Source organism: Ancylobacter mangrovi, assembly GCF_024752335.1.
Classification (GTDB): Bacteria; Pseudomonadota; Alphaproteobacteria; order Rhizobiales; family Xanthobacteraceae; genus Ancylobacter; species Ancylobacter mangrovi.
This window is the reverse complement of the sequence record NZ_JANTHY010000003.1, coordinates 52,397-70,790: the sequence shown is the minus strand read 5'-3', so window position 1 is coordinate 70,790 and position 18,394 is coordinate 52,397. Positions and strand designations below refer to the sequence as shown.

General features: G+C 71.2%; 16 protein-coding genes. 5 read left to right on the top strand and 11 right to left on the bottom strand.

Translation table 11 applies throughout. From position 1 onward, the window contains the following. Positions 1-81 precede the first annotated feature (81 nt). Both NVS83_RS10050 and NVS83_RS10045 read left to right on the top strand, forming a co-directional pair. Positions 82-1,782 (top strand): bifunctional protein tyrosine phosphatase family protein/NAD(P)/FAD-dependent oxidoreductase, encoded by a 1,701-nt coding sequence (locus NVS83_RS10050; RefSeq protein WP_258739181.1) that lies wholly within the window; start codon positions 82-84, stop codon positions 1,780-1,782. Continuing rightward, complete coding sequence (locus NVS83_RS10045) at positions 1,779-2,567, top strand: sulfite exporter TauE/SafE family protein (RefSeq protein ID WP_374115038.1); 789 nt, start codon at positions 1,779-1,781, stop codon at positions 2,565-2,567. The genes NVS83_RS10050 and NVS83_RS10045 overlap by 4 nt, the downstream gene beginning before the upstream one ends. Before the next feature lie 14 nt (positions 2,568-2,581). On the opposite strand, the gene NVS83_RS10040 is transcribed toward NVS83_RS10045, so the two are convergent. Together NVS83_RS10040 and NVS83_RS10035 are read right to left on the bottom strand one after the other, a co-directional pair. Then, the gene (locus NVS83_RS10040) at positions 2,582-5,209 is read right to left on the bottom strand and encodes an AAA family ATPase (protein WP_258739180.1); all 2,628 of its coding nucleotides are present in this window, start codon (positions 5,207-5,209) and stop codon (positions 2,582-2,584) included. Further along, complete coding sequence (locus tag NVS83_RS10035; protein ID WP_258739179.1) at positions 5,206-6,336, bottom strand: metallophosphoesterase family protein; 1,131 nt, start codon at positions 6,334-6,336, stop codon at positions 5,206-5,208. Before NVS83_RS10035 ends, NVS83_RS10040 begins: the two co-directional genes overlap by 4 nt. A gap of 408 nt (positions 6,337-6,744) precedes the next feature. Between NVS83_RS10035 and NVS83_RS10030 the strand changes: the two genes are divergently transcribed. Together NVS83_RS10030 and NVS83_RS10025 are read left to right on the top strand one after the other, a co-directional pair. Continuing rightward, positions 6,745-7,209 (top strand): cupredoxin domain-containing protein, encoded by a 465-nt coding sequence (locus tag NVS83_RS10030; protein WP_258739178.1) that lies wholly within the window; start codon positions 6,745-6,747, stop codon positions 7,207-7,209. Positions 7,210-7,260: 51 nt separating this feature from the next. Then, entirely contained in the window at positions 7,261-7,533 is a 273-nt protein-coding gene (locus tag NVS83_RS10025) for a hypothetical protein (protein ID WP_258739177.1), read from the top strand. A 93-nt stretch (positions 7,534-7,626) separates the two neighbouring features. Here the strand turns inward: NVS83_RS10025 and NVS83_RS10020 are convergent, their stop codons facing one another. Next, positions 7,627-7,893 (bottom strand): DUF2934 domain-containing protein, encoded by a 267-nt coding sequence (locus tag NVS83_RS10020; RefSeq protein ID WP_258739176.1) that lies wholly within the window; start codon positions 7,891-7,893, stop codon positions 7,627-7,629. A gap of 206 nt (positions 7,894-8,099) precedes the next feature. On the opposite strand from NVS83_RS10020, the gene NVS83_RS10015 reads away from it, so the two are divergent. Then, positions 8,100-9,137, top strand: a complete 1,038-nt coding sequence (locus NVS83_RS10015; protein WP_258739175.1) for a hypothetical protein — start codon at positions 8,100-8,102, stop codon at positions 9,135-9,137. 102 nt (positions 9,138-9,239) lie between these two features. On the opposite strand, the gene rpe is transcribed toward NVS83_RS10015, so the two are convergent. The 8 genes from rpe to NVS83_RS09975 all read right to left on the bottom strand — a co-directional run bounded on the left by rpe (position 9,240) and on the right by NVS83_RS09975 (position 18,297). After that, the gene (gene rpe, locus NVS83_RS10010; protein ID WP_258739174.1) at positions 9,240-9,911 is read right to left on the bottom strand and encodes a ribulose-phosphate 3-epimerase; all 672 of its coding nucleotides are present in this window, start codon (positions 9,909-9,911) and stop codon (positions 9,240-9,242) included. A gap of 47 nt (positions 9,912-9,958) precedes the next feature. Next, positions 9,959-10,912, bottom strand: coding sequence for a CbbX protein (gene cbbX / locus NVS83_RS10005; protein WP_258739173.1), 954 nt, complete (start codon positions 10,910-10,912; stop codon positions 9,959-9,961). Between the two features lie 198 nt (positions 10,913-11,110). Beyond that, complete coding sequence (locus NVS83_RS10000; protein ID WP_258732979.1) at positions 11,111-11,530, bottom strand: ribulose bisphosphate carboxylase small subunit; 420 nt, start codon at positions 11,528-11,530, stop codon at positions 11,111-11,113. A gap of 26 nt (positions 11,531-11,556) precedes the next feature. After that, positions 11,557-13,026, bottom strand: a complete 1,470-nt coding sequence (locus tag NVS83_RS09995) for a form I ribulose bisphosphate carboxylase large subunit (protein ID WP_258732980.1) — start codon at positions 13,024-13,026, stop codon at positions 11,557-11,559. Between the two features lie 215 nt (positions 13,027-13,241). After that, complete coding sequence (gene fba / locus NVS83_RS09990; RefSeq protein ID WP_258739172.1) at positions 13,242-14,327, bottom strand: class II fructose-bisphosphate aldolase; 1,086 nt, start codon at positions 14,325-14,327, stop codon at positions 13,242-13,244. Positions 14,328-14,343: 16 nt separating this feature from the next. Beyond that, positions 14,344-16,299, bottom strand: a complete 1,956-nt coding sequence (gene tkt, locus NVS83_RS09985) for a transketolase (protein WP_374115049.1) — start codon at positions 16,297-16,299, stop codon at positions 14,344-14,346. 86 nt (positions 16,300-16,385) lie between these two features. Further along, on the bottom strand, positions 16,386-17,261 hold the full coding sequence (locus tag NVS83_RS09980) for a phosphoribulokinase (RefSeq protein WP_258732982.1): 876 nt from the start codon (positions 17,259-17,261) through the stop codon (positions 16,386-16,388). A 10-nt stretch (positions 17,262-17,271) separates the two neighbouring features. After that, positions 17,272-18,297 carry a class 1 fructose-bisphosphatase gene (locus tag NVS83_RS09975; protein ID WP_258739170.1) on the bottom strand — a complete coding sequence of 342 codons (1,026 nt, stop codon included), beginning with the start codon at positions 18,295-18,297 and terminating at the stop codon, positions 17,272-17,274. Positions 18,298-18,394 lie beyond the last annotated feature (97 nt).

Genomic DNA, 18,394 nt, shown 5'->3' with positions numbered 1-18,394 from the left:
AAACCGCCTTGCCCTCGGCTCCTCGCCCGGCTGACCGCCGGCGGCCGGTCCGGCGGGGCGGACAGATCAGGGAAACGCATCATGGCCCCGAGGCAGATCACGCCGGACGTCTCCGTCACCAGCCAGATGGACGGCGCCGCCCTCGCCCGCGCCGCCTCGGCCGGCTACAGGACCATCGTCTGCGCCCGTCCGGACGGCGAGGAGCCCGGCCAGCCCGACGCCGCCGAGATGGCCCTGCTGGCCGACGCGCTGGGCATGGCCTTCGTCCATATCCCGGTCGCCCCCGGCGCCTTCGACGACGAGGCGGTGGCGCAGATGCGGGCCGTGCTCGACAAGCTTCCCTCACCCATTCTCGGCTATTGCCGAAGCGGCATGCGCGCGGCCACGCTCTGGGCGCTGGCCGAGGCGGGCCATCGCCCGGCCGAGGACATCCTCGGCCTCGCCAGCCGTGCCGGATTCGACCTTTCGGCCCAGTGCCCGCGCCTCGCACCCGCGCCGACGGAGACGGACCCCGGGAGCGCGCCGGCGCCCCGCGTGCATGACGTCGTCATCGTCGGCGGCGGGGCGGCCGGCATCGCCACCGCCTCCAGCCTGCTGAAGCGCCGCCCCTCGCTCGACATCGCGATCGTCGAGCCCGCCACCTGCCACTACTACCAGCCGGGCTGGACCATGGTCGGCGCCGGCATCTTCAAGCCGGAGACTACGCGCCATCCCATGGCCGAGGTCATGCCGGCGGGCGTCACCTGGATCCGGCAGGCCGCCGCCGGCTTCGCGCCGCAGATGCGGGAGGTAGTGCTGGCGGACGGCGCCTCGGTGCGCTACCGCGCGCTCGTCGTGGCGCCGGGTCTGCGTCTCGCCTGGGACGCCATTCCCGGCCTGTCGGAAACGCTGGGCGAGAACGGCGTCACCTCGAACTACCGCTACGACCTCGCCCCCTACACCTACCGCCTCGCCAGCGACATGCGCCCCGGCCGGGCGCTGTTCACCCAGCCGGCCATGCCGATCAAATGCGCCGGCGCGCCGCAGAAGGCGATGTATCTGTGCTGCGACATCTGGCGCGAGGCCGGCATCCTGCCGCGCATGGAGGTCGAGTTCCACAATGCCGGCGGCGTGCTGTTCGGCGTGCCGACCTACGTCCCGGCGCTGATGGACTATGTCGAGCGCTACGGCATCGACCTCAATTTCGGCTCCGCCCTCGTCGCCGTCGACGGGCCGGCCCGCATCGCAACCTTCGAGCGCAAGCGCGCGGACGGACGGCCCGAGCGGGTCGAGCGCACCTTCGACATGCTCCACGCCGTGCCGCCGCAGACGCCGCTCGACGTCGTCGCCGCGAGCCCGCTCGCCGGGCCCGGCGGGTGGATCGAGGTCGATCCGGCGACGCTCCGCCATGTCCGCCACGAGGACGTGTTCGCGCTCGGCGACGCCACCGACACGCCGAACGCCAAGACCGCCGCCGCCGCGCGCAAGCAGGCGCCGGTGGTCGCCGTCAACGTCCTCGCCGCGCTCGACGGCAAGGCGCCGGCGGCGCAGTACAACGGCTACGGCTCCTGCCCGCTCACCGTCGAGCGCGGCCGGATCGTGCTGGCTGAGTTCGGCTATGGCGGCGCGCTGCTGCCGACCTTCCCGAAATGGATGCTGGACGGCACCCGGCCGACGCGCCGGGCCTGGTTCCTGAAGGACCGCATGCTGCCGCCGATCTACTGGTACGCGATGCTGCGCGGGCGCGAATGGCTGTGCGCGCCCGAGCCGATCGCGGCGCCGCCGGAAAGCGGGCCGGCGTGATGCTCGAACCGGTGCAATACGCGCTCGGCGGCGGGGCCGGCGTGCTGGTGGGCTTCACGCTCGGCCTAGTGGGCGGCGGCGGCTCGATCCTCGCCGTGCCGCTGATCGTCTATCTGGTCGGCGTGCGCAACCCGCACATCGCCATCGGCACCAGCGCCTTCGCGGTCGCCGTCAACGCCGCGGTCGGGCTGCTCAGCCATGCGCGGGCGGGCACGGTGAAGTGGCGCTGCGGCGGCATGTACGCCGCCGCCGGCATTCTCGGCGCGCTGGCGGGCTCGACCTTCGGCAAGCTGATCGACGGCCAGAAGCTGCTGTTCCTGTTCGCCCTGCTGATGCTGGCGGTGGGCGTGCTGATGCTGCGCGGGCGCGGCAATCCCGGCGAGCCGGGCGCGGAATGCACGCGCGAGAAGGCGCCCCGGGTGCTCGGCTTCGGGCTCGGCACCGGCGCCGTCTCCGGCTTCTTCGGCATCGGCGGCGGCTTCCTCATCGTGCCGGGGCTGATCGGCTCGACCGGCATGCCGATCCTGAACGCGGTCGGCACCTCGCTGGTCGCCGTCACCGCCTTCGGCCTGACCACCGCGTTCAACTACGCGCTGTCGGGCTTCGTCGACTGGACGCTCGCCCTCGTCTTCATCGCCGGCGGCGCGGCGGGAAGCTTTGCCGGCATGAAGGCGGCGCAGCACCTCGCCGGGCGGGCCGGCCATCTGGCGACGGTGTTCGCGGCGATCATCTTCGTCGTCGCCTCCTACATGCTGTTCCGCAGCGCCTCGGTGCTGCTGGCCTGACCGTCGCGGCCCGCTCAGCCGAGGTCCGGCTCCCAGTCGCTCATGTGCAGCACATTGCCGCCGAGCTTCGCGAAGGCGCGCTGGCGGCAGGAGAAGACGATGATCTGCTGGTCCCGCGCCTGCCGGTGCAGCGCATCGAACATGCGCTCGATCCGGTCGTCGTCGGAATAGACCAGCGCGTCGTCGAGGATCACCGGCGCCGGCCGGCCGTCCTGCGCCAGCAGCCGGGCGAAGGCGAGCCGGGTCAGCACCGAGAGCTGCTCGCGCATGCCCCCGCTCAGCCGCTCGACCTCCTCCTCCTGCCCGTTGCGGCGGATGGTCTGCGGCAGCAGGGACTTCTCGTCGAACACGATCGAGACGTCGTCGAACAGCAGGCCGAGAAGCGGGCGCAGCTCGTTCAGCACCGGCTGGAGATAGAGGTCGCGCGCCGCCGAGCGCGAGGCCTGCAGCGCCTCGCGCAGACGGTCCAGCACCGCCACCTCGGCCGCGAACGCGCCAACGCGCGCATCGGCCGCCTCGCGGGCCTCGCCGGCCTCGCGCCACGCCTCCTCGACCGCGTCGTCCGAGCGGGTCCTGATTTCGGCGTTGAGGCCGGCGAGATCGCGCCGCAGCCGCTCCTCCTCCTGCCGCGCCCCCTCCTCGACCGAACGGGCGCGGCGCAGCGCCGCCTCGGCCGAGGCGAGGTCCGGCGCGGCGGCCTTCAGTTCGCCGGCGCGGGTCTCGCAGGTGCCGAGCTCGCCTGCGGCCGCATCATGGGCGGTGGCGAGCGCCGCCTCCTGCCCGCCGCGTTCCGCTTCCGGCCCCAGCTCTGCCGCGAGCCGCGCGAGCTCGCCGTCGAGCGCCGCGACCGAGCTCTGCGCCGCCATCAGCGCCTCCAGCGCCCGCTCGCGCCGCGGCTCGGCCTCGTGGACGCGCGCGCGCCCGGCGCCGACCCGCGCCTCGGCACGCTCCAGCGTCTGGCGGACCTCGTCGGGATCGCCCTTCAGCTCCAGCGCCTCCGCCGGCACCGCCGCACGCCGCGCGACCTCCTCGCGCAGCGCCTTCAGACCCTCCGGCACCAGATGGCGCGCCTCGATGCGCAGCCCTTCGAGCGCCGCCGCCTGCCTCTGCGCCTCGCCGGAGCGGCGGCGCGCCTCGGCGAGGTCGGCGACGGAAATCTCCGCCAGCAGGCGTCGCCGCTTCTCTTCCGCCGCCTCCAACGCCCCGTCGGCACCGGCCGGCCGGTTGGCGCGCACATGGAGCGTGCCGATGCCGGGCAGGTCGAGGCGGGCGACGTCCCTCACCGCCTGTTCCTCGCCATCGCCGAGCGCGCGGCCGTCGATCGTCACCCGCGCCGGCGCCTCGCCCTCATAGGCGATACGCAGCGAGGGCAGCCCCGCCTCCTCGGCCGTGCGCAGGCGGAAGATCTCCTCGTCCAGCCGCTGCAATTTCTCGATCGCCGCGTCGGGGATCGCGATCGACGCCAGCGCGGCCTCGCCCTCCTCCAGCCGTGCGCGGATCGCCTCGGCCCGGCCGAGCCGCAGCTTCAGCGCGTCGAGCTCCTCGGCCGCCTTGCGCGCGGCGAGCGCGCGCTCGAGCCGGGCCAGCAGCGCGCGCGTCTCGCGCTCCTCGCGCTCGGCCGCCTGCACCTCGGCGCCCGCCTGCTCCATCGCCGCGGTGGCCGCGCCGCGCTTCGCCTGCGCCTCCTCGCGCCGCGCCTGCATCGCCTGCCGCTCGACCCGTAGCGCGGCGAGACGCTCCATAGCCGCGCGGAATCCCTTCAGCGCCCGCTCCGCGGCCTCGAACCGGCTGCGCGCCAGCGCCGCTTCCGCCCGCGCCGCCTTCAGCGTCTCGGCATGGCTCTTCGCGGTCTCGAACGCCGCCTCGGCCTCGACCACGGCGGCGCGACGGGCCGCCTTCTCCTCGGCCTTGTCGAGCTCGGCGAGCTGGCGCAGCGCCCCGGCGCGCCGGTCGAGCGCCGCACGCAGCGTGTCGACGTCGGCCTTGAGCCGCGCCTCCTCCTCGGCGAGGCGGGCCTGCTCCTCCAGCGCCGCCGCATAGGGGCCGCCCGCCTTCGGGCGCCCCGTGGCGGTGACCAGCGCGCCGAGTTCGCCGGCGCACAGCTCGATGATCTGCGACATGCGCCGCCCGCCGGTGATCGCCTCGACCTCGCCCTGCACGGAGGTGAGCAGGCTCTCGCGCACCTGCCGCTCGTCCTCGTCCTCCTTGCGCTTCTCGAGGCCGGTATTGCCCTGCCGAACCCAGAGCAGGCCGGCCGGCCCGGCGGTGCCTCCGCGTATGAGTCCGGCAATGAAGTTCTCCGCCTCGTCCGCCTGGGCGACGAGCCGGCCGCTGTCGAGCGCCATGACGCTCGCCCGCCGGCCGCCGAGGAACTGCTTGGTGAGCCGGAACCGCCCCTCCGGCACGATGATGTCCGCCTCCACCAGCGGATTGCCGCCGCTATAGGGCTGCAGACGCTTCAGCTCCTTCGCCTGCCCGGTATGGGGCTGGAAGAACAGCGCGTGCAGCGCGTCGAAGCTGGTCGACTTGCCGTATTCGTTGGCCGCGCACAGCACGTTGACGCCGTCGCCGATCCCCTCGATCGCCACGCCCCGGCGGGCGAAGCGCCGCACGTTGAAGAGCCGGAGCGCCGCGATCTTCATGCGCCGGCCTGCTGGCTGTAGGAGAACAGGCGCATCAGCGCCGCCCGTGCGACCTCCCGCTCGGCGGCCGAACGGGTGGCGTCGAGGCTTTCCGCCCGCAGCGCCTCGGCGGCCTCGCGCAGGGCGCCGCCGCGATCGATCAGGTCGAGATCGGTGGCCTCGCAGTCGATCGCGAGCCCGGCCTCGTCGAGTTCGAGACGGGCGAATTCCGGCGCCGCCTGCGCGATGGCGGCGGCGAGCGCGGTGTGGCCGGCAAGGCTCGCCCGGCCGGCGGCCGCCACGCGCAGGAGCGTCTGCCGGCGCTCCCGCCCCTCGGGAAGCCGCCCGGCGAGCAGAGCCGCGCCGTCATCCTGCGACAGCAGGTCGAGGCGCAGCGTGCGCCAGGCGAAGCTCGCGGTCTCGACCGGCGTCACCTCGGGCACGGCGCCGGCCGCTTCGATGCTCACGATCAGCGCGGTGCCGGGCCGGTCGTGCTTGAAGCGGTCGGGCTCGGGCGTGCCGCTGTAGCGGGTGCGCGCGTCGACCTCCAGCGAGCCGTGCCAGTCGCCGAGCGCCAGATAGTCGAGGCCGGCGCGGGCCGCCCGGTCGGGGGCGATGACGTCGGTGGCGCCGCCCTCCTCGGCGAAGTCGCGGATCGCGCCATGGGCGAGGCCGATGCGGATCGCCCCCTCCTCCCGGCCCGCCCCGTCCATCCATTCGGTCAGGTCGCGTCCGGGCCGGCGGGTGGTGCAGGGCGCGGGCAGCAGCGTGACGCCGGGCGCCAGCGCCAGCGGGGCCGGCTCGACGGCGAGCACGACATTGTCCGGCGCCTCGGGGCGCAGCGCGCCCCAGAGCTGCGAGGCCTGCAGCGAATCGTGGTTGCCCGGCAGCAGCACCCAGCGCAGCGGGGCGTGATGGCCCATCTCCGCCAGCGCCTGCCGGCGAATGTCGGGGGCGGGCGTCTCGGTGTCGAAGGTGTCGCCCGCCAGCAGGATGGTGGAGGCCCCGTTCTCGCGCGCCCGCGCCGCCAGCCGGCCGATCGCCGCGTGGCGCGCCTCGCGCAGCCGCCCGCGCAGCTCCTCCGGCAGATTGCCGAAGCGCCTTCCCAGATGGAGGTCGCTGGAATGGAGGAAGCGGAATGCGCTCATCGCGCCGCCCGTCGCGCCCGCGCAGGCCGGGAACGGGTCCGGCGGGCGGTCGGATTGCCGGCGCAGGGTTGGGCTCGATCGGCGGGCACGGCGGTCGCGTTCTCCTGCTGCGGGCGGGAGAGGCGCCGCGTCGCGCGAATCCCCGCCGCTTCCTGCCCCGACCATGGGCTCGCGCCGGCGCCCGCGCAAGGCGCGCGCGAGCGCCACGCGGAGCGGTCGCCGAGGCAAGATGCCCGCCCGCCGGCTTTACATGAGAAGACTTCCAGATTCATGAGAAATGAATAAAAACTTTATAAGAATCAATATTATAGACAGGTGGTTACATGGTGACTACGGTCTTGCGAAAAGAAGAACGGGACCGGCCGGCGCCGGCACCCGCGCTCGACATCAGGGAAGGGAGAGAAACGCATGAACGCCCGTTTCGTAAATCGCCGCCACATGCTCGCGCTCGGTGCCGGCACCGTCGGCCTCGCGGCCATCCCCGCCGCCATCCCCGCCGCCTTGGCCGAAGACATCGCCAAGGGCCGCCAGCGGCTGCCGGAAATCGTGCTCGGCGATACCAACGGCAACGACTACGCCGTGCCGGTGAAGGACATCACCATGGAGGGCGGCAAGTCCTACCAGCTCGATGTCACCTCCAATGGCGGCAAGGAATACAAGTTCATGGCGCCGGAATTCTTCCGCAACATCTGGATGAACCAGATCGTCATCAACCATCTGGAAATCCATCCCTACGGCTCGCCGCACCATATCGAGTTCGACGACGAGGGCACGATCTCGCTCGAATTCGTGCCGATCCGCACCGGCACCTACAAATGGTGGATTGAGGGGCTGGAAGAGAAGGGTATGCAGGGCACGCTGACCGTCAAATAGGCGGCAGCGCAAACGGGAAGCCGGCAACGGCGTCATTCGGGAGGAAGAACCATGCGGGAAAGAACCCTGAGAATTCTGCTTTCGGCGGCGCTGCTGGCCGGCGCGGCGACCTTCGCCACCCTCGGCAGCGCCCTGGCGGACGACGCCAAGGATTGCTCGGACGGCGTCGCCATGATCAAGGCGGAAATCGCCAAGGGCCCGCCCAAGGCGACGCTCGACAAGCTGAACAAGGCGCTGCGCGGCGCCCAGCGCGAGATGGGCGAAGGCGAATATGACGAATGCCTCGACTTCGTCGGCGACGCGAAGAAGGCGATCAAGGGCTAGACACTGGCCCTCGGGCGGGAGGACGGGCGCGGCGACCCCGCGCCCGTTTCCTTTTTTGCGGCCACGCGGCCCGGCGGCATCACATGTCCTGCGTCAGCCGGTCGGCGGCGCGACGTCCGGGTCGTCGCCGTCCACCGACGGCAGCGCGCCGGAACCGGGAGTGGCGTCCTCGTTGATCAGGTCGCGCCGCGCGTGCGGGCCGGCGCCGGGGAACGGGCGCTCGTCGCCGGCGCGGCCGGCTTCGGCCTTCTCCAGCCGGTGCGCCGATATCCAGGCGTCGAGCGCCGCCCCTTCCGGACGCCCTTCCGCCTCCCAGACCCGATAGGCGGCTTCGCGTACCCGCTGCTCGTTCCTGTCCATGGCGAATCTCCTTGTTGAATCCCGCTTGGCCGGCCCTTGCGGCCGACGGCGCGGGCATCCGGGCCAACCGCCCAACCGAGGCCATGGTTCCTCGTCCTTGATGCAAATGGCGCGAGTCGGGTGCGAAAAGCGGAGGGCTCGGCTACAAGCATCAGGTCCGCCCGTCCGGTCTCCGGGATCGCGGGCGGACCGATCGGGAGTGCGAGATGACGGAAGACAGCGAGCCGCAGGTGCCGCCGCACGCGCAGCCGCCGCAAGGACAGACGGCAGAGGGGCAGCCCTCATACGGGCAATCACCGCAAGCGCCGGACTATCCCCCGGCCCCGCGCGAAGCGGCCGCCCGGCCCGCTTCCGCCGCCCCCCGTCCCGCCGCCGCCGGCGCCCGTAGCAAGGGCCCGCCGCAGGACCCGGAGGCTTTTCATCGCTGGATCGAGATCGAGCGGCTGAAGGTCGAGATGCGCCGGCTGGAGCTGGAGACGCGCCGCAGCGAAGCACCCGCTTCCGCCCCGCCCTCCAGGACCGGCGGGCGCGTGCTGCCGATCGCGGTGGCGGCCGGATTCGTGGCGATGCTGCTCCTGCTGGTCGCGGCGGTGATCCAGATCGGCCTGCTGCGCGGCGAGCTCGGCACGCTGCGCGATGCGCAGGCGGGGCTGGAGCAGCGGCTCGACGACCGTCTCGCCGCCATGGTCGAGACCCGTCTGGCCGCGCTCGGCCCCTCGCTCCAATCCGCGGCCCCCACGGCCCAATCCGCACCAGCACCCACCGCCACAGCGCCGCAGCCGGCGGCGAGCGATGCCGCCGCGCCGTCCCCGGCCGACATGGCCGCCACGCCGGCGCCCGATGGCGATTCGCAGGCTCCAGCCACGCAAACCGCGCCGACGCAGACCGCGGCGGCCGCGCCCACGACGCCCGACCCGCCCGCCAAGCCGGCCCTGCTCGGCACCGGCTATGTGGTGCGGATGTTCGCCCCGACCGGCTCCGTGCCGGCGGCGCGGGTCAACGCCTTCACCAGCATCCTGAAGAATGCCGGCTTCGAGGTGGTGGTGTCGGATTCGGGAGTGGTCCAGCCGACCGCCAACACGCTGTCCTACCACGCCTCCGCCGCCGGGGTGGCGGAGAAGCTGGCGACGCTGGTGCAGTCGAAGCGGCCCGCGCTCGACCTCGAGCTGAGGACGTCGACCGCGATCCGCGAGGACGCCAAGCAGGTGCTGATCCTCAACGTGACCGAGGGCGCGCTGAACTGACGTTCTGGGGGTGACAGCCGGGAGCCCGCCCGCGAGCGCGGACGGGTTCAGGAATCGTCGTTCTCCGGCGGTCCTGCCGCGTGGACAGGAATCCGCCCCGCCCTACGCCGCGGCAGCCGGACGTTCGGCGGCGGCGCGCAGCGCGGCGATGTTGGCGCGGTAGCCTTCCGCCCCGCCCCGGAACACGGCCGATCCCGCCACCAGCACGGTGGCGCCCGCCGCGGCGCAGAGCGCGCCGGTCTGCGGGTTCACCCCGCCGTCGATCTCCAGATGGATCGGCCGCTCGCCGATCATCGCCCGCAGGCGGTGCACCTTGGGCAGAACGTCGGCGATGAAGGCCTGCCCACCGAAGCCGGGATTGACGGTCATGGCGAGGATGAGGTCGACCTTGTCGAGCACATAGGCGAGCGCGCTCTCATGGGTCGCCGGATTGAGCGCGACGCCCGCCTTCTTGCCCAGCGAGCGGATGAGCTGCAGGCAGCGGTCGAGATGGCGGGTGGCCTCCGCCTGCACCGTGATGACGTCGGCGCCGGCATGGGCGAAAGCCTCGATATAGGGCTCCACCGGCTCGATCATCAGATGCACGTCGAAGGTCCGGTCGGTATGGGGCCGCATGGCGCGGATCACGTCCGGCCCGAAGGTGATGTTCGGCACGAAATGCCCGTCCATCACGTCGAGATGGATCCAGTCGGCGCCGGCGGCCGTGACGTCGCGCAGTTCCTCGCCGAGACGTGCGAAGTCGCAGGCGAGCATGGAAGGGGCGATGAGCGCCATGAGATGTCTCCCGTCGATGGGGTCGGGGGCGCGGCGGCCCGCGGCTTTCAGCGCGCGGGCAGCGGCGGGTAGCTGTCGATGCCGCCGGAGAACACCCGGCTCGCCAGAATGTCCTCGGCCTCGATGGTGGTGAGGTCGCCGGCCGTCACCGGCCGCTCGCTGGCGAACAGCCGGTTGGCCTGCCTCAGCCGCGCGCGGTCGAGCGCGTTGCGGACCGAACGGCCATTGGCGAAATGCGGCTGCGCCATGCGCAGCTCGACATAGCGGTGGAACGCCTCCTCGGCCGCCGGGCTGAGCCGGTAGTTCATGCCGTCGAGGATCCGCGCCCCGATCGCCTCCAGCTCCCCGCCCGTATAGTCGGGGAAGTCGATGTGATGGGCGACGCGCGAGCGGAAGCCCGGATTGGCGGTGAAGAAGCGCTCCATCCGGTCGGCATAGCCGGCCAGAATCACGACCAGGTCGTCGCGCTGGTTCTCCATCACCTGCAGCAGGATCTCGATCGCCTCCTGCCCGTAGTCGCGCTCGTTCTCGGGGCGGTAGAGATAATAGGCCTCGTCGATGAACAGCACGCCGCCCATGGCGCGCTTCAGCACATCCTTCGTCTTGGGCGCGGTGTGGCCGATATACTGGCCGACGAGGTCGTCGCGGGTGACGGTGACGAGGTGACCTTTGCGCACATAGCCGAGCCGGTGGAGGATCTCCGCCATCCGCAGCGCGACCGTGGTCTTGCCGGTCCCCGGATTGCCGGTGAAGCTCATATGCAGGGTCGGGCTGACCGCCTGCAGGCCGAAGCGGGCGCGGGCGCGGTCCACCAGCAGCAGGGCGCCGATTTCGCGCAGGCGCTGCTTCACCGGCACCAGGCCGACGAGGTCGGTGTCGAGCTCGTCCAGCACCCGGGCGAGCCCGCTTTCGGTGAACTCGGCCCGCAGGTCGATCGCCTGTTCGCCCCCGTCGGATGCGGCGGGGGGCGCGGTCGGCGGGGTGTCGATGACAGCTTCCATGAGAAGGGCTCCCGCTGTTTTCGAGGAAGGAAAGAGGACCGGTTCCGGGCGCGGCATTCCGGAACCGGTCCTTCGCGGCCGGGGAGGAAACCAGGCGGCCGCGATAGTCCGTCGGGGGAGTAGTGGGAGACCGACGGATCGGCAGCGCTCCCGCGCGGCGCAAGAAACCGCGCGCGGCGGGAGCGCGTCATGGCAGTGCTAGTAGCGCGCGCCCTCCGGGCGATCGGCGGCGTAGGCGCGCGTGGTGTAGCGGATCGACCGGCCATCCACCTCCTGCCGGTCCAGCGCGAAGCCGGGCTCGTCTGCGGGGCGGTCGGTGATGAAGGACAGGCGCAGCGATTCCCACGTATGGGTGGAATCGAAGGCGCTGACCCGGATGTAGTTGCGGCCGGCATGGGCCTTGCGGCAGGCGTTCAGCTCGAACATGACGCCGGCGGCGTCGGGCACGTCGAACATCGGCATGCCCCACATTTCCCAATAGGTGTTGCGGGGGTGGGGATCGTCGGTGAACTCGATGTTCACCGCCCAGCCCTTGTCGATGCAGTACTGGACCTGCCGGGTGATCTGCCCGTCATCGAGGTCCGGCAGGAAGGAGAAGGCTCCCTGAGTGATGCGCATGATGTGTCTCCTCGCTCTGTCCGGCCTCACTCGGCCGCGGTGGCCTGCGGCACGAAGTCGGGCGTGTCGGTCGACGAATAGTTGAAGGTCACGTCCTTCCAGGTATCGAGCGCCTGCCGCAGCGGCAGGCAGTGGCGGGCGGCGTCCTGCAGGATGTCCGGCCCCTCGACCACGATGTCGCGGCCCTCGTTGCGGGCGAGGATCATCGCCTCCAGCGCCACGCGGTTGGCGGTCGCGCCGGCCTGGATGCCCATCGGATGGCCGATCGTGCCGCCGCCGAACTGCAGCACCACGTCCTCGCCGAGCAGGTCGATGAGCTGGTGCATCTGGCCGGCATGGATGCCGCCCGAGGCGACCGGCATCAGCTTGCGGGTCGAGGCCCAGTCCTGGTCGAAGAACACGCCATGGGCGAGGTTCTGCGGCACGTAGTCCTCGCGGCAGATGTCGTAATAGCCCTTGGTGGTGTGGGGGTCGCCCTCGAGCTTGCCGACCACCGTGCCGGCATGGATGTGGTCGACGCCGGCGAGGCGCATCCACTTGGCGATGACGCGGAACGACACGCCATGCGTCTTCTGCCGCGTATAGGTCGAGTGGCCGGCGCGGTGCAGGTGCAGGATCATGTCGTTGCGCCGCGCCCACTTCGCCATCGACTGGATCGCGGTGTAGCCGATGATCAGGTCGATCATGACGATCGAGGAGCCAAGCTGCTTGGCGAACTCGGCGCGCTCGTACATGTCCTCCATCGTGCCGGCGGTGATGTTGAGGTAGGTCCCCTTCACCTCGCCGGTGGACGCCTGCGCCTTGTTCACCGCCTCCATGCAGTAGAGGAAGCGGTCGCGCCAGTGCATGAAGGGCTGCGAGTTGATGTTCTCGTCGTCCTTGGTGAAGTCGAGACCGCCCTTGAGCGCCTCGTAGACCACACGGCCATAGTTGCGCCCGGACAGGCCGAGCTTCGGCTTCACCGTGGCGCCGAGCAGCGGCCGGCCGAACTTGTCGAGCCGCTCGCGCTCCACCACGATGCCGGTGGCCGGCCCGTCGAAGGTCTTCACATAGGCGACCGGCAGGCGCATGTCCTCGAGGCGCAGCGCCTTGAGCGGCTTGAAGCCGAACACGTTGCCGATGATCGAGGCCGACAGGTTGGCGATCGAGCCCGGCTCGAACAGGTCGAGATCGTAGGCGATGTAGGCGAACCAAGAGCCCGGCGAGTTGGGCACCGGGTCGACCCGGTAGCACTTCGCCCGGTACTTGTCGCAGGCGGTCAGCCGGTCGGTCCAGACCACGGTCCAGGTGGCGGTGGAGCTTTCCCCCGCGACCGCCGCCGAGGCCTCGATCGGGTCGACGCCGTCCTGCGGGGTGACCCGGAACAGGGCGATGACGTCGGTGTCCTTGGGCTCGTAGTCGGGCTGCCAGTAGCCCATCTTGCGGTATTCCATCACGCCGGCGCTGTAGCGGCTGCGCGGTGCATCAGCGGACGTCGTCTTGTCGATCGCGTTCATCGATCTGCTCCGTTCGAAATGGGCACGGCTCGTGCGCGGCTTGCGCGCCGACCCTGCCGGCGTCCTCTCCGGAGGAGCGGCCGAAGGCCCCTCACTCCAATCCCGCCCCTCGCGAAGAGGGGGTAGGCACGTTCGCGTCCCGGCTCTCCGTCACCTCGCCACCGCATGGGGGCCCCGGCCCGGCGGGCCGGATGAGGGGGAGCGCCGCGTGGTCCTCATTCCGCCGCCGCCCGTGCGCCGCCGATCACCGGATCGAGCGCGCCGCTGGCGTAGCGCTTGGCCATGGCCGCCAGCGGCAGCACCTTGATCTTCGAGGCGTTGCCCGCGGTGCCGAACGCCTCGAAACGCTCGCGGCACAGCGCGCGCATCGCGTCCATCGCCGGCTTCAGGAACTTGCGCGGGTCGAACTCGGAAGCGTCGCCGACGGCGACCTTGCGGAACTGCGCGGTCATGGCGAGCCGGCAGTCGGTGTCGATGTTGACCTTGCGCACGCCGTGACGGATGCCGCGCACGATCTCCTCCACCGGCACGCCCCAGGTCTGGGGCATGCGGCCACCGGAGGCGTTGAACAGGTCCTGCAGCGCCTGCGGCACCGAGGACGAGCCATGCATGACCAGATGCACGTTCGGCAGCCGGCTATGTATCTCCTCGATCACGTTCATGGCGAGGATGTCGCCGTCCGGCCGGCGCGAGAACTTGTAGGCGCCGTGCGAGGTGCCCATGGCGATGGCGAGGGCGTCGACCCGGGTCGCGGCGACGAAGTCCACCGCCTGGCCGGGATCGGTGAGGAGCTGGTCGCGGGAGAGCTCGCCCTCCGCGCCGTGCCCGTCCTCCTGCTCGCCGCCGCCATGCTCCAGCGAGCCGAGCACGCCGAGCTCGCCCTCGACCGAGGCGCCGACCCAGTGCGCGGCGTCGACCACGCGCCGGGTGATGGCGACGTTGTAGTCGTAGTCGGCCGGGGTCTTCGCGTCCTGCATGAGCGAGCCGTCCATCATCACCGAGGTGAAGCCGTGCTGGATCGCCGAGAGGCAGGTCGCCTCGTTGTTCCCGTGGTCCTGATGCATGCAGATCGGGATCGCGGGGTACATCTCGGTGAGCGCGTCGATCATGCGTGCCAGCATGATGTCGCCGGCATAGGAGCGCGCGCCGCGGCTCGCCTGCAGGATGACCGGGGCATCGACCGCGTCGGCGGCCTCCAGGATCGCGATGCCCTGCTCCATGTTGTTGATGTTGAAGGCGGGAACGCCGTAGCCATGCTCGGCCGCGTGGTCGAGAAGCTGGCGAAGGGTGATGCGGGCCATGGACGCGTCCTCCGTCTCAGGCGCAGGTCAGGAGGTCGCAGGTCGCGTCGACCACGGCCTCGGGCGTGATGTTGAAATGCGCGTAGAGCTCGCCCGCCGGCGCCGAGGCGCCGAAGCCGGTCATGCCGACGAAGCGCCCGCGATCGCCGATCCAGCGGTCCCAGCCGAGCCGGGCGGCGGCTTCCACCGCGACCCGCGGGGCGGTGCCGAGCACGGCGCGCCGGTAGGCCTCGCTCTGCTTCTCGAACAGCTCCCAGCACGGCATGGAGACCACCGCGGCATCGACGCCGCGGGCGGCGAGGAGATCGACCGCCTTGAAGGCGATCTCCACCTCCGAGCCGGTGGCGAGTAGCGTCACGTCCCGCCGGCGGCGCGGCTTCAGCGCGACATAGGCGCCGTAGCCCGTGAGGTTCTCCTCGCTGTAGGCGGTGCGGAAGGTCGGCAGGTTCTGCCGCGACAAGGCGAGCACCGAAGGCGTGCCCTCGCAGTGCAGCGCGAGTTGCCAGGCCTCCAGCGTCTCCACCGCGTCGGCGGGGCGGAACACGTTGATGTTCGGCGTCGCCCGCAGCATGGCGAGATGCTCGACCGGCTGGTGCGTCGGCCCGTCCTCGCCGAGGCCGATGGAATCGTGCGTCATCACATAGACGACGCGCTGGCCCATCAGCGCCGAGAGCCGCATCGCCCCGCGGGCATAGTCGGAGAACACCAGGAAGGTGCCGCCATAGGGAATGAAGCCGCGATGCAGGGCGAGCCCGTTCATCACCGCCGCCATGGCGTGCTCGCGGATGCCGTAATGCAAATAGCGCCCGCCATACGCGCCCGGCGCGACCGATCCGAGCCCCCTGGTGAGGGTCAGGTTCGAATGGGTGAGGTCGGCCGAGCCGCCAACGGTGAGCTCGCTCGCCTCGTTGACGACGCCGAGCACCATCTCGGAGGCCTTGCGGGTGGCGACCTTCGGCGCCTCCTCACCCAGCATGCGCTTGTAGGCGTCGAGCTTCTCGTCGAAATCCGCCGGCAGGTCGCCCTCGACCGCGGCCTCGAAAGCCGCGCGTTGGCCGGAGGCCGAAAGCCGCGCCTCCCAGGCCTCGCGGGCCGCCCGGCTGCGCGCGGCGACCTCGGCCCAGGCCGCGCGCAGTTCGTCCGGCACCTCGAAGGGCGGGTGGGTCCAGCCGAGCTTCTCGCGCGCGCCCTCGATCTCGGCGGCGCCGAGCGGGGCGCCGTGGGCGCTCTCTCGGCCGGCCTTGGTGGGGGCGCCGTAGCCGATGGTGGTGCGGCAGGCGATCAGCGTCGGGCGGTCGGAGCGGCGCGCCTCGGCGATGGCGTCGACCACCGCGTGATAGGCCAGCCCGTCGACCGCGATCACGTTCCAGCCGGCGGCGCGGAAGCGGGCGGGCTGATCGGTCGAGGTCGACAGCGCGGTCGAGCCGTCGATCGAGATCCCGTTGTCGTCCCACAGCACGATCAGCCGGGCGAGCTTCAGGTGGCCGGCAAGGTCGATCGCCTCGTGCGAGATGCCCTCCATCAGGCAGCCGTCGCCGGCGATGACATAGGTGTAGTGGTCGACCAGCTCGTCGCCGAAGCGCGCATTCATCATGCGCTCGGCGAGCGCCATGCCGACCGCGGTGGTCAGCCCCTGGCCGAGCGGCCCGGTCGTGGTCTCCACGCCCAACGTGTGGCCGTGCTCGGGATGGCCGGCGGTGACGGCGCCGAGCCGGCGGAACCGCTTCAGCTCTGCCGTCCCCATGTCGGCATAGCCGAGCAGGTGGTTGATCGCGTAGAGCAGCATCGAGCCGTGGCCGGCGGAGAGTATGAAGCGGTCGCGGTCGGCCCAGTCCGGCCGGCTGGGATCGATCTTCATGAAGCGCGTGAACAGCGCGGTGGCGGCGTCCGCCATGCCCATCGGCATGCCGGGATGGCCGGACTGCGCCTTCTCGACCGCGTCCATGGCGAGCGCGCGCAGCGCGTTGGCCATGCCGTCATGGGGCAGGTCGTCCGCCGTCAGGGGCGCGGGGCGGAGCGTCGGATCGGTGTGTCTCGTGAGCATGGTGTTCTCCCGGTTCACGCGGCGCGGCGCTTCTTCTCCACCAGGTGGAGGATCATCGGGGTGAGGATGAGCTGCATCGCGATGTCGAGCTTGCCGCCCGGGATCACGATGGAATTGGCGCGCGACATCCAGGAGCCCTGGATCATCGACAGCAGGTAGGGGAAGTCGATGCCGCGCGGGCTGCGGAAGCGGATGACGACGATCGATTCGTCCGCCGTCGGGATCCAGCGCGCGATGAACGGGTTCGAGGTGTCGACCGTCGGCACGCGCTGGAAGTTGATGTCGGTATAGGTGAACTGCGGGCAGATGTAGTTCACGTAGTCCGGCATGCGGCGCAGGATCGTGTCGGTCACCGCCTCGGTCGAATAGCCGCGGTGCGAGCGGTCGCGATGGATCTTCTGGATCCATTCGAGATTGATCACCGGCACCACGCCGATCTTCAGGTCCGCATAGCGCGCGACGTCGATGTTGCCGCTCACCACCGCGCCGTGCAGTCCCTCGTAGAACAGCAGGTCGGTCGGCGCCGGGATCTCCTCCCACGGCGTGAAGGTGCCCGGCTCGCCGCCATATTCGGCGGCTTCCTTGTCGTCGTGGACGTAGTGGCGGAACTTGCCCGTGCCGGTCTTGGCATAGGAGCGGAACGTCTCCTCCAGCTCCTCGAACAGGTTCGAATCGGGTCCGAAATGGCTGTAGTGGTGGTTGCCGCGCCCCGCTTCCTCGGCCATGACCTCGCGCATCGCGGCGCGGTCGTAGCGGTGGAAGGCGTCGCCCTCGATATAGGCGGCGACCACTTCCTCGCGGCGGAAGATCTGCTCGAAGATCCGCCGGACCGAGGTCGTGCCCGCTCCCGAGGAGCCGGTGACCGAGATGATGGGATGATGGATCGACATCGCCCGCTCCTCACGCGCGCAGCAGGCCGCGTCGCCCGAACAGGGGCGAGCGCTCGGGAAGGGCGGAGGCGTCGCGGTGATAGCGGGCGACCCGCTCCACCTCGCCGCGCGAGCCGAACACCAGCGGCACGCGCTGGTGCAGGCTCTCCGGCACGATGTCGAGAATGCGCTGCAGCCCGTCGGTCGCCGCGCCCTGCGCCTGCTCCATAAGGAAGGCGATCGGGTTGGCCTCGTAGACCAGCCGCAGCCGGCCCTGGCCGTAGCCGCGGCGGGCGTCGCCAGGGTAGAGATAGATGCCGCCGCGCACCAGGATGCGGTAGGCGTCGGCGACCATGGAGGCGACCCAGCGCGTGTTGAAGTCGCGGTCGCGCGGGCCCTCGCCGCCGGCGAGGCAGTCCTCGATGTAGCAGCGCACCGCGCGGTCCCAGTGGCGGGCGTTCGAGGCGTTGATCGCGTATTCGCCGGTCTCGGCCGGAACCTGGGCCTCGGCCTCGACCATGCGGAACTGGCCGAACGGGCGGTCCAGCACGAAGAGCTGCGTGCCCGCGCCGGTGGTGAGCGCCAGCGCGACATGCGGGCCGTAGAGCAGGAAGCCGGCGGCAAGCTGCTGGGTGCCCGGCTGCAGCAGCGCATCCGCCCCCGTATAGGGCAGGATGGTGAAGATGGTGCCGACGCTGAGATCGGTGTCGATGTTCGAGGAGCCGTCGAGCGGGTCGACCGCCACCGCCAGCGTGCCGGCGGGGTTCAGCTCGACCGGCTCGTCCATCTCCTCGGAGCCGAGCAGGGCGACCGGCGCGGAGGCGAGCGCATCGCGCACCAGCTCGTCCGCCACCAGGTCGAGCTCCTTCTGGCTGTCGCCGTCGGCGTGGAAGCCCCGCACCTCGGCGAGGCCGCCCGCGAGCGGACCGGCGGCCAGCAGCTCGGCGAGCGCGCGGCCGGCATCGGCAAGGGCGAGAACGGTGGTCGCGACGTCGCGACGCAACGCATCGGAACCGGCCCACCCGTCGAGGTGGTCCTGCAAGGTCCGGGATATCATGGCGTTTCCCCAGTTATGTGAGGGCTTGAGCCCTTGGCGTGTCGTTTCCGTTAGCCTTCGAGCGGGGGACCCGAAGCGGCGGACGCCTCTTGTTGTG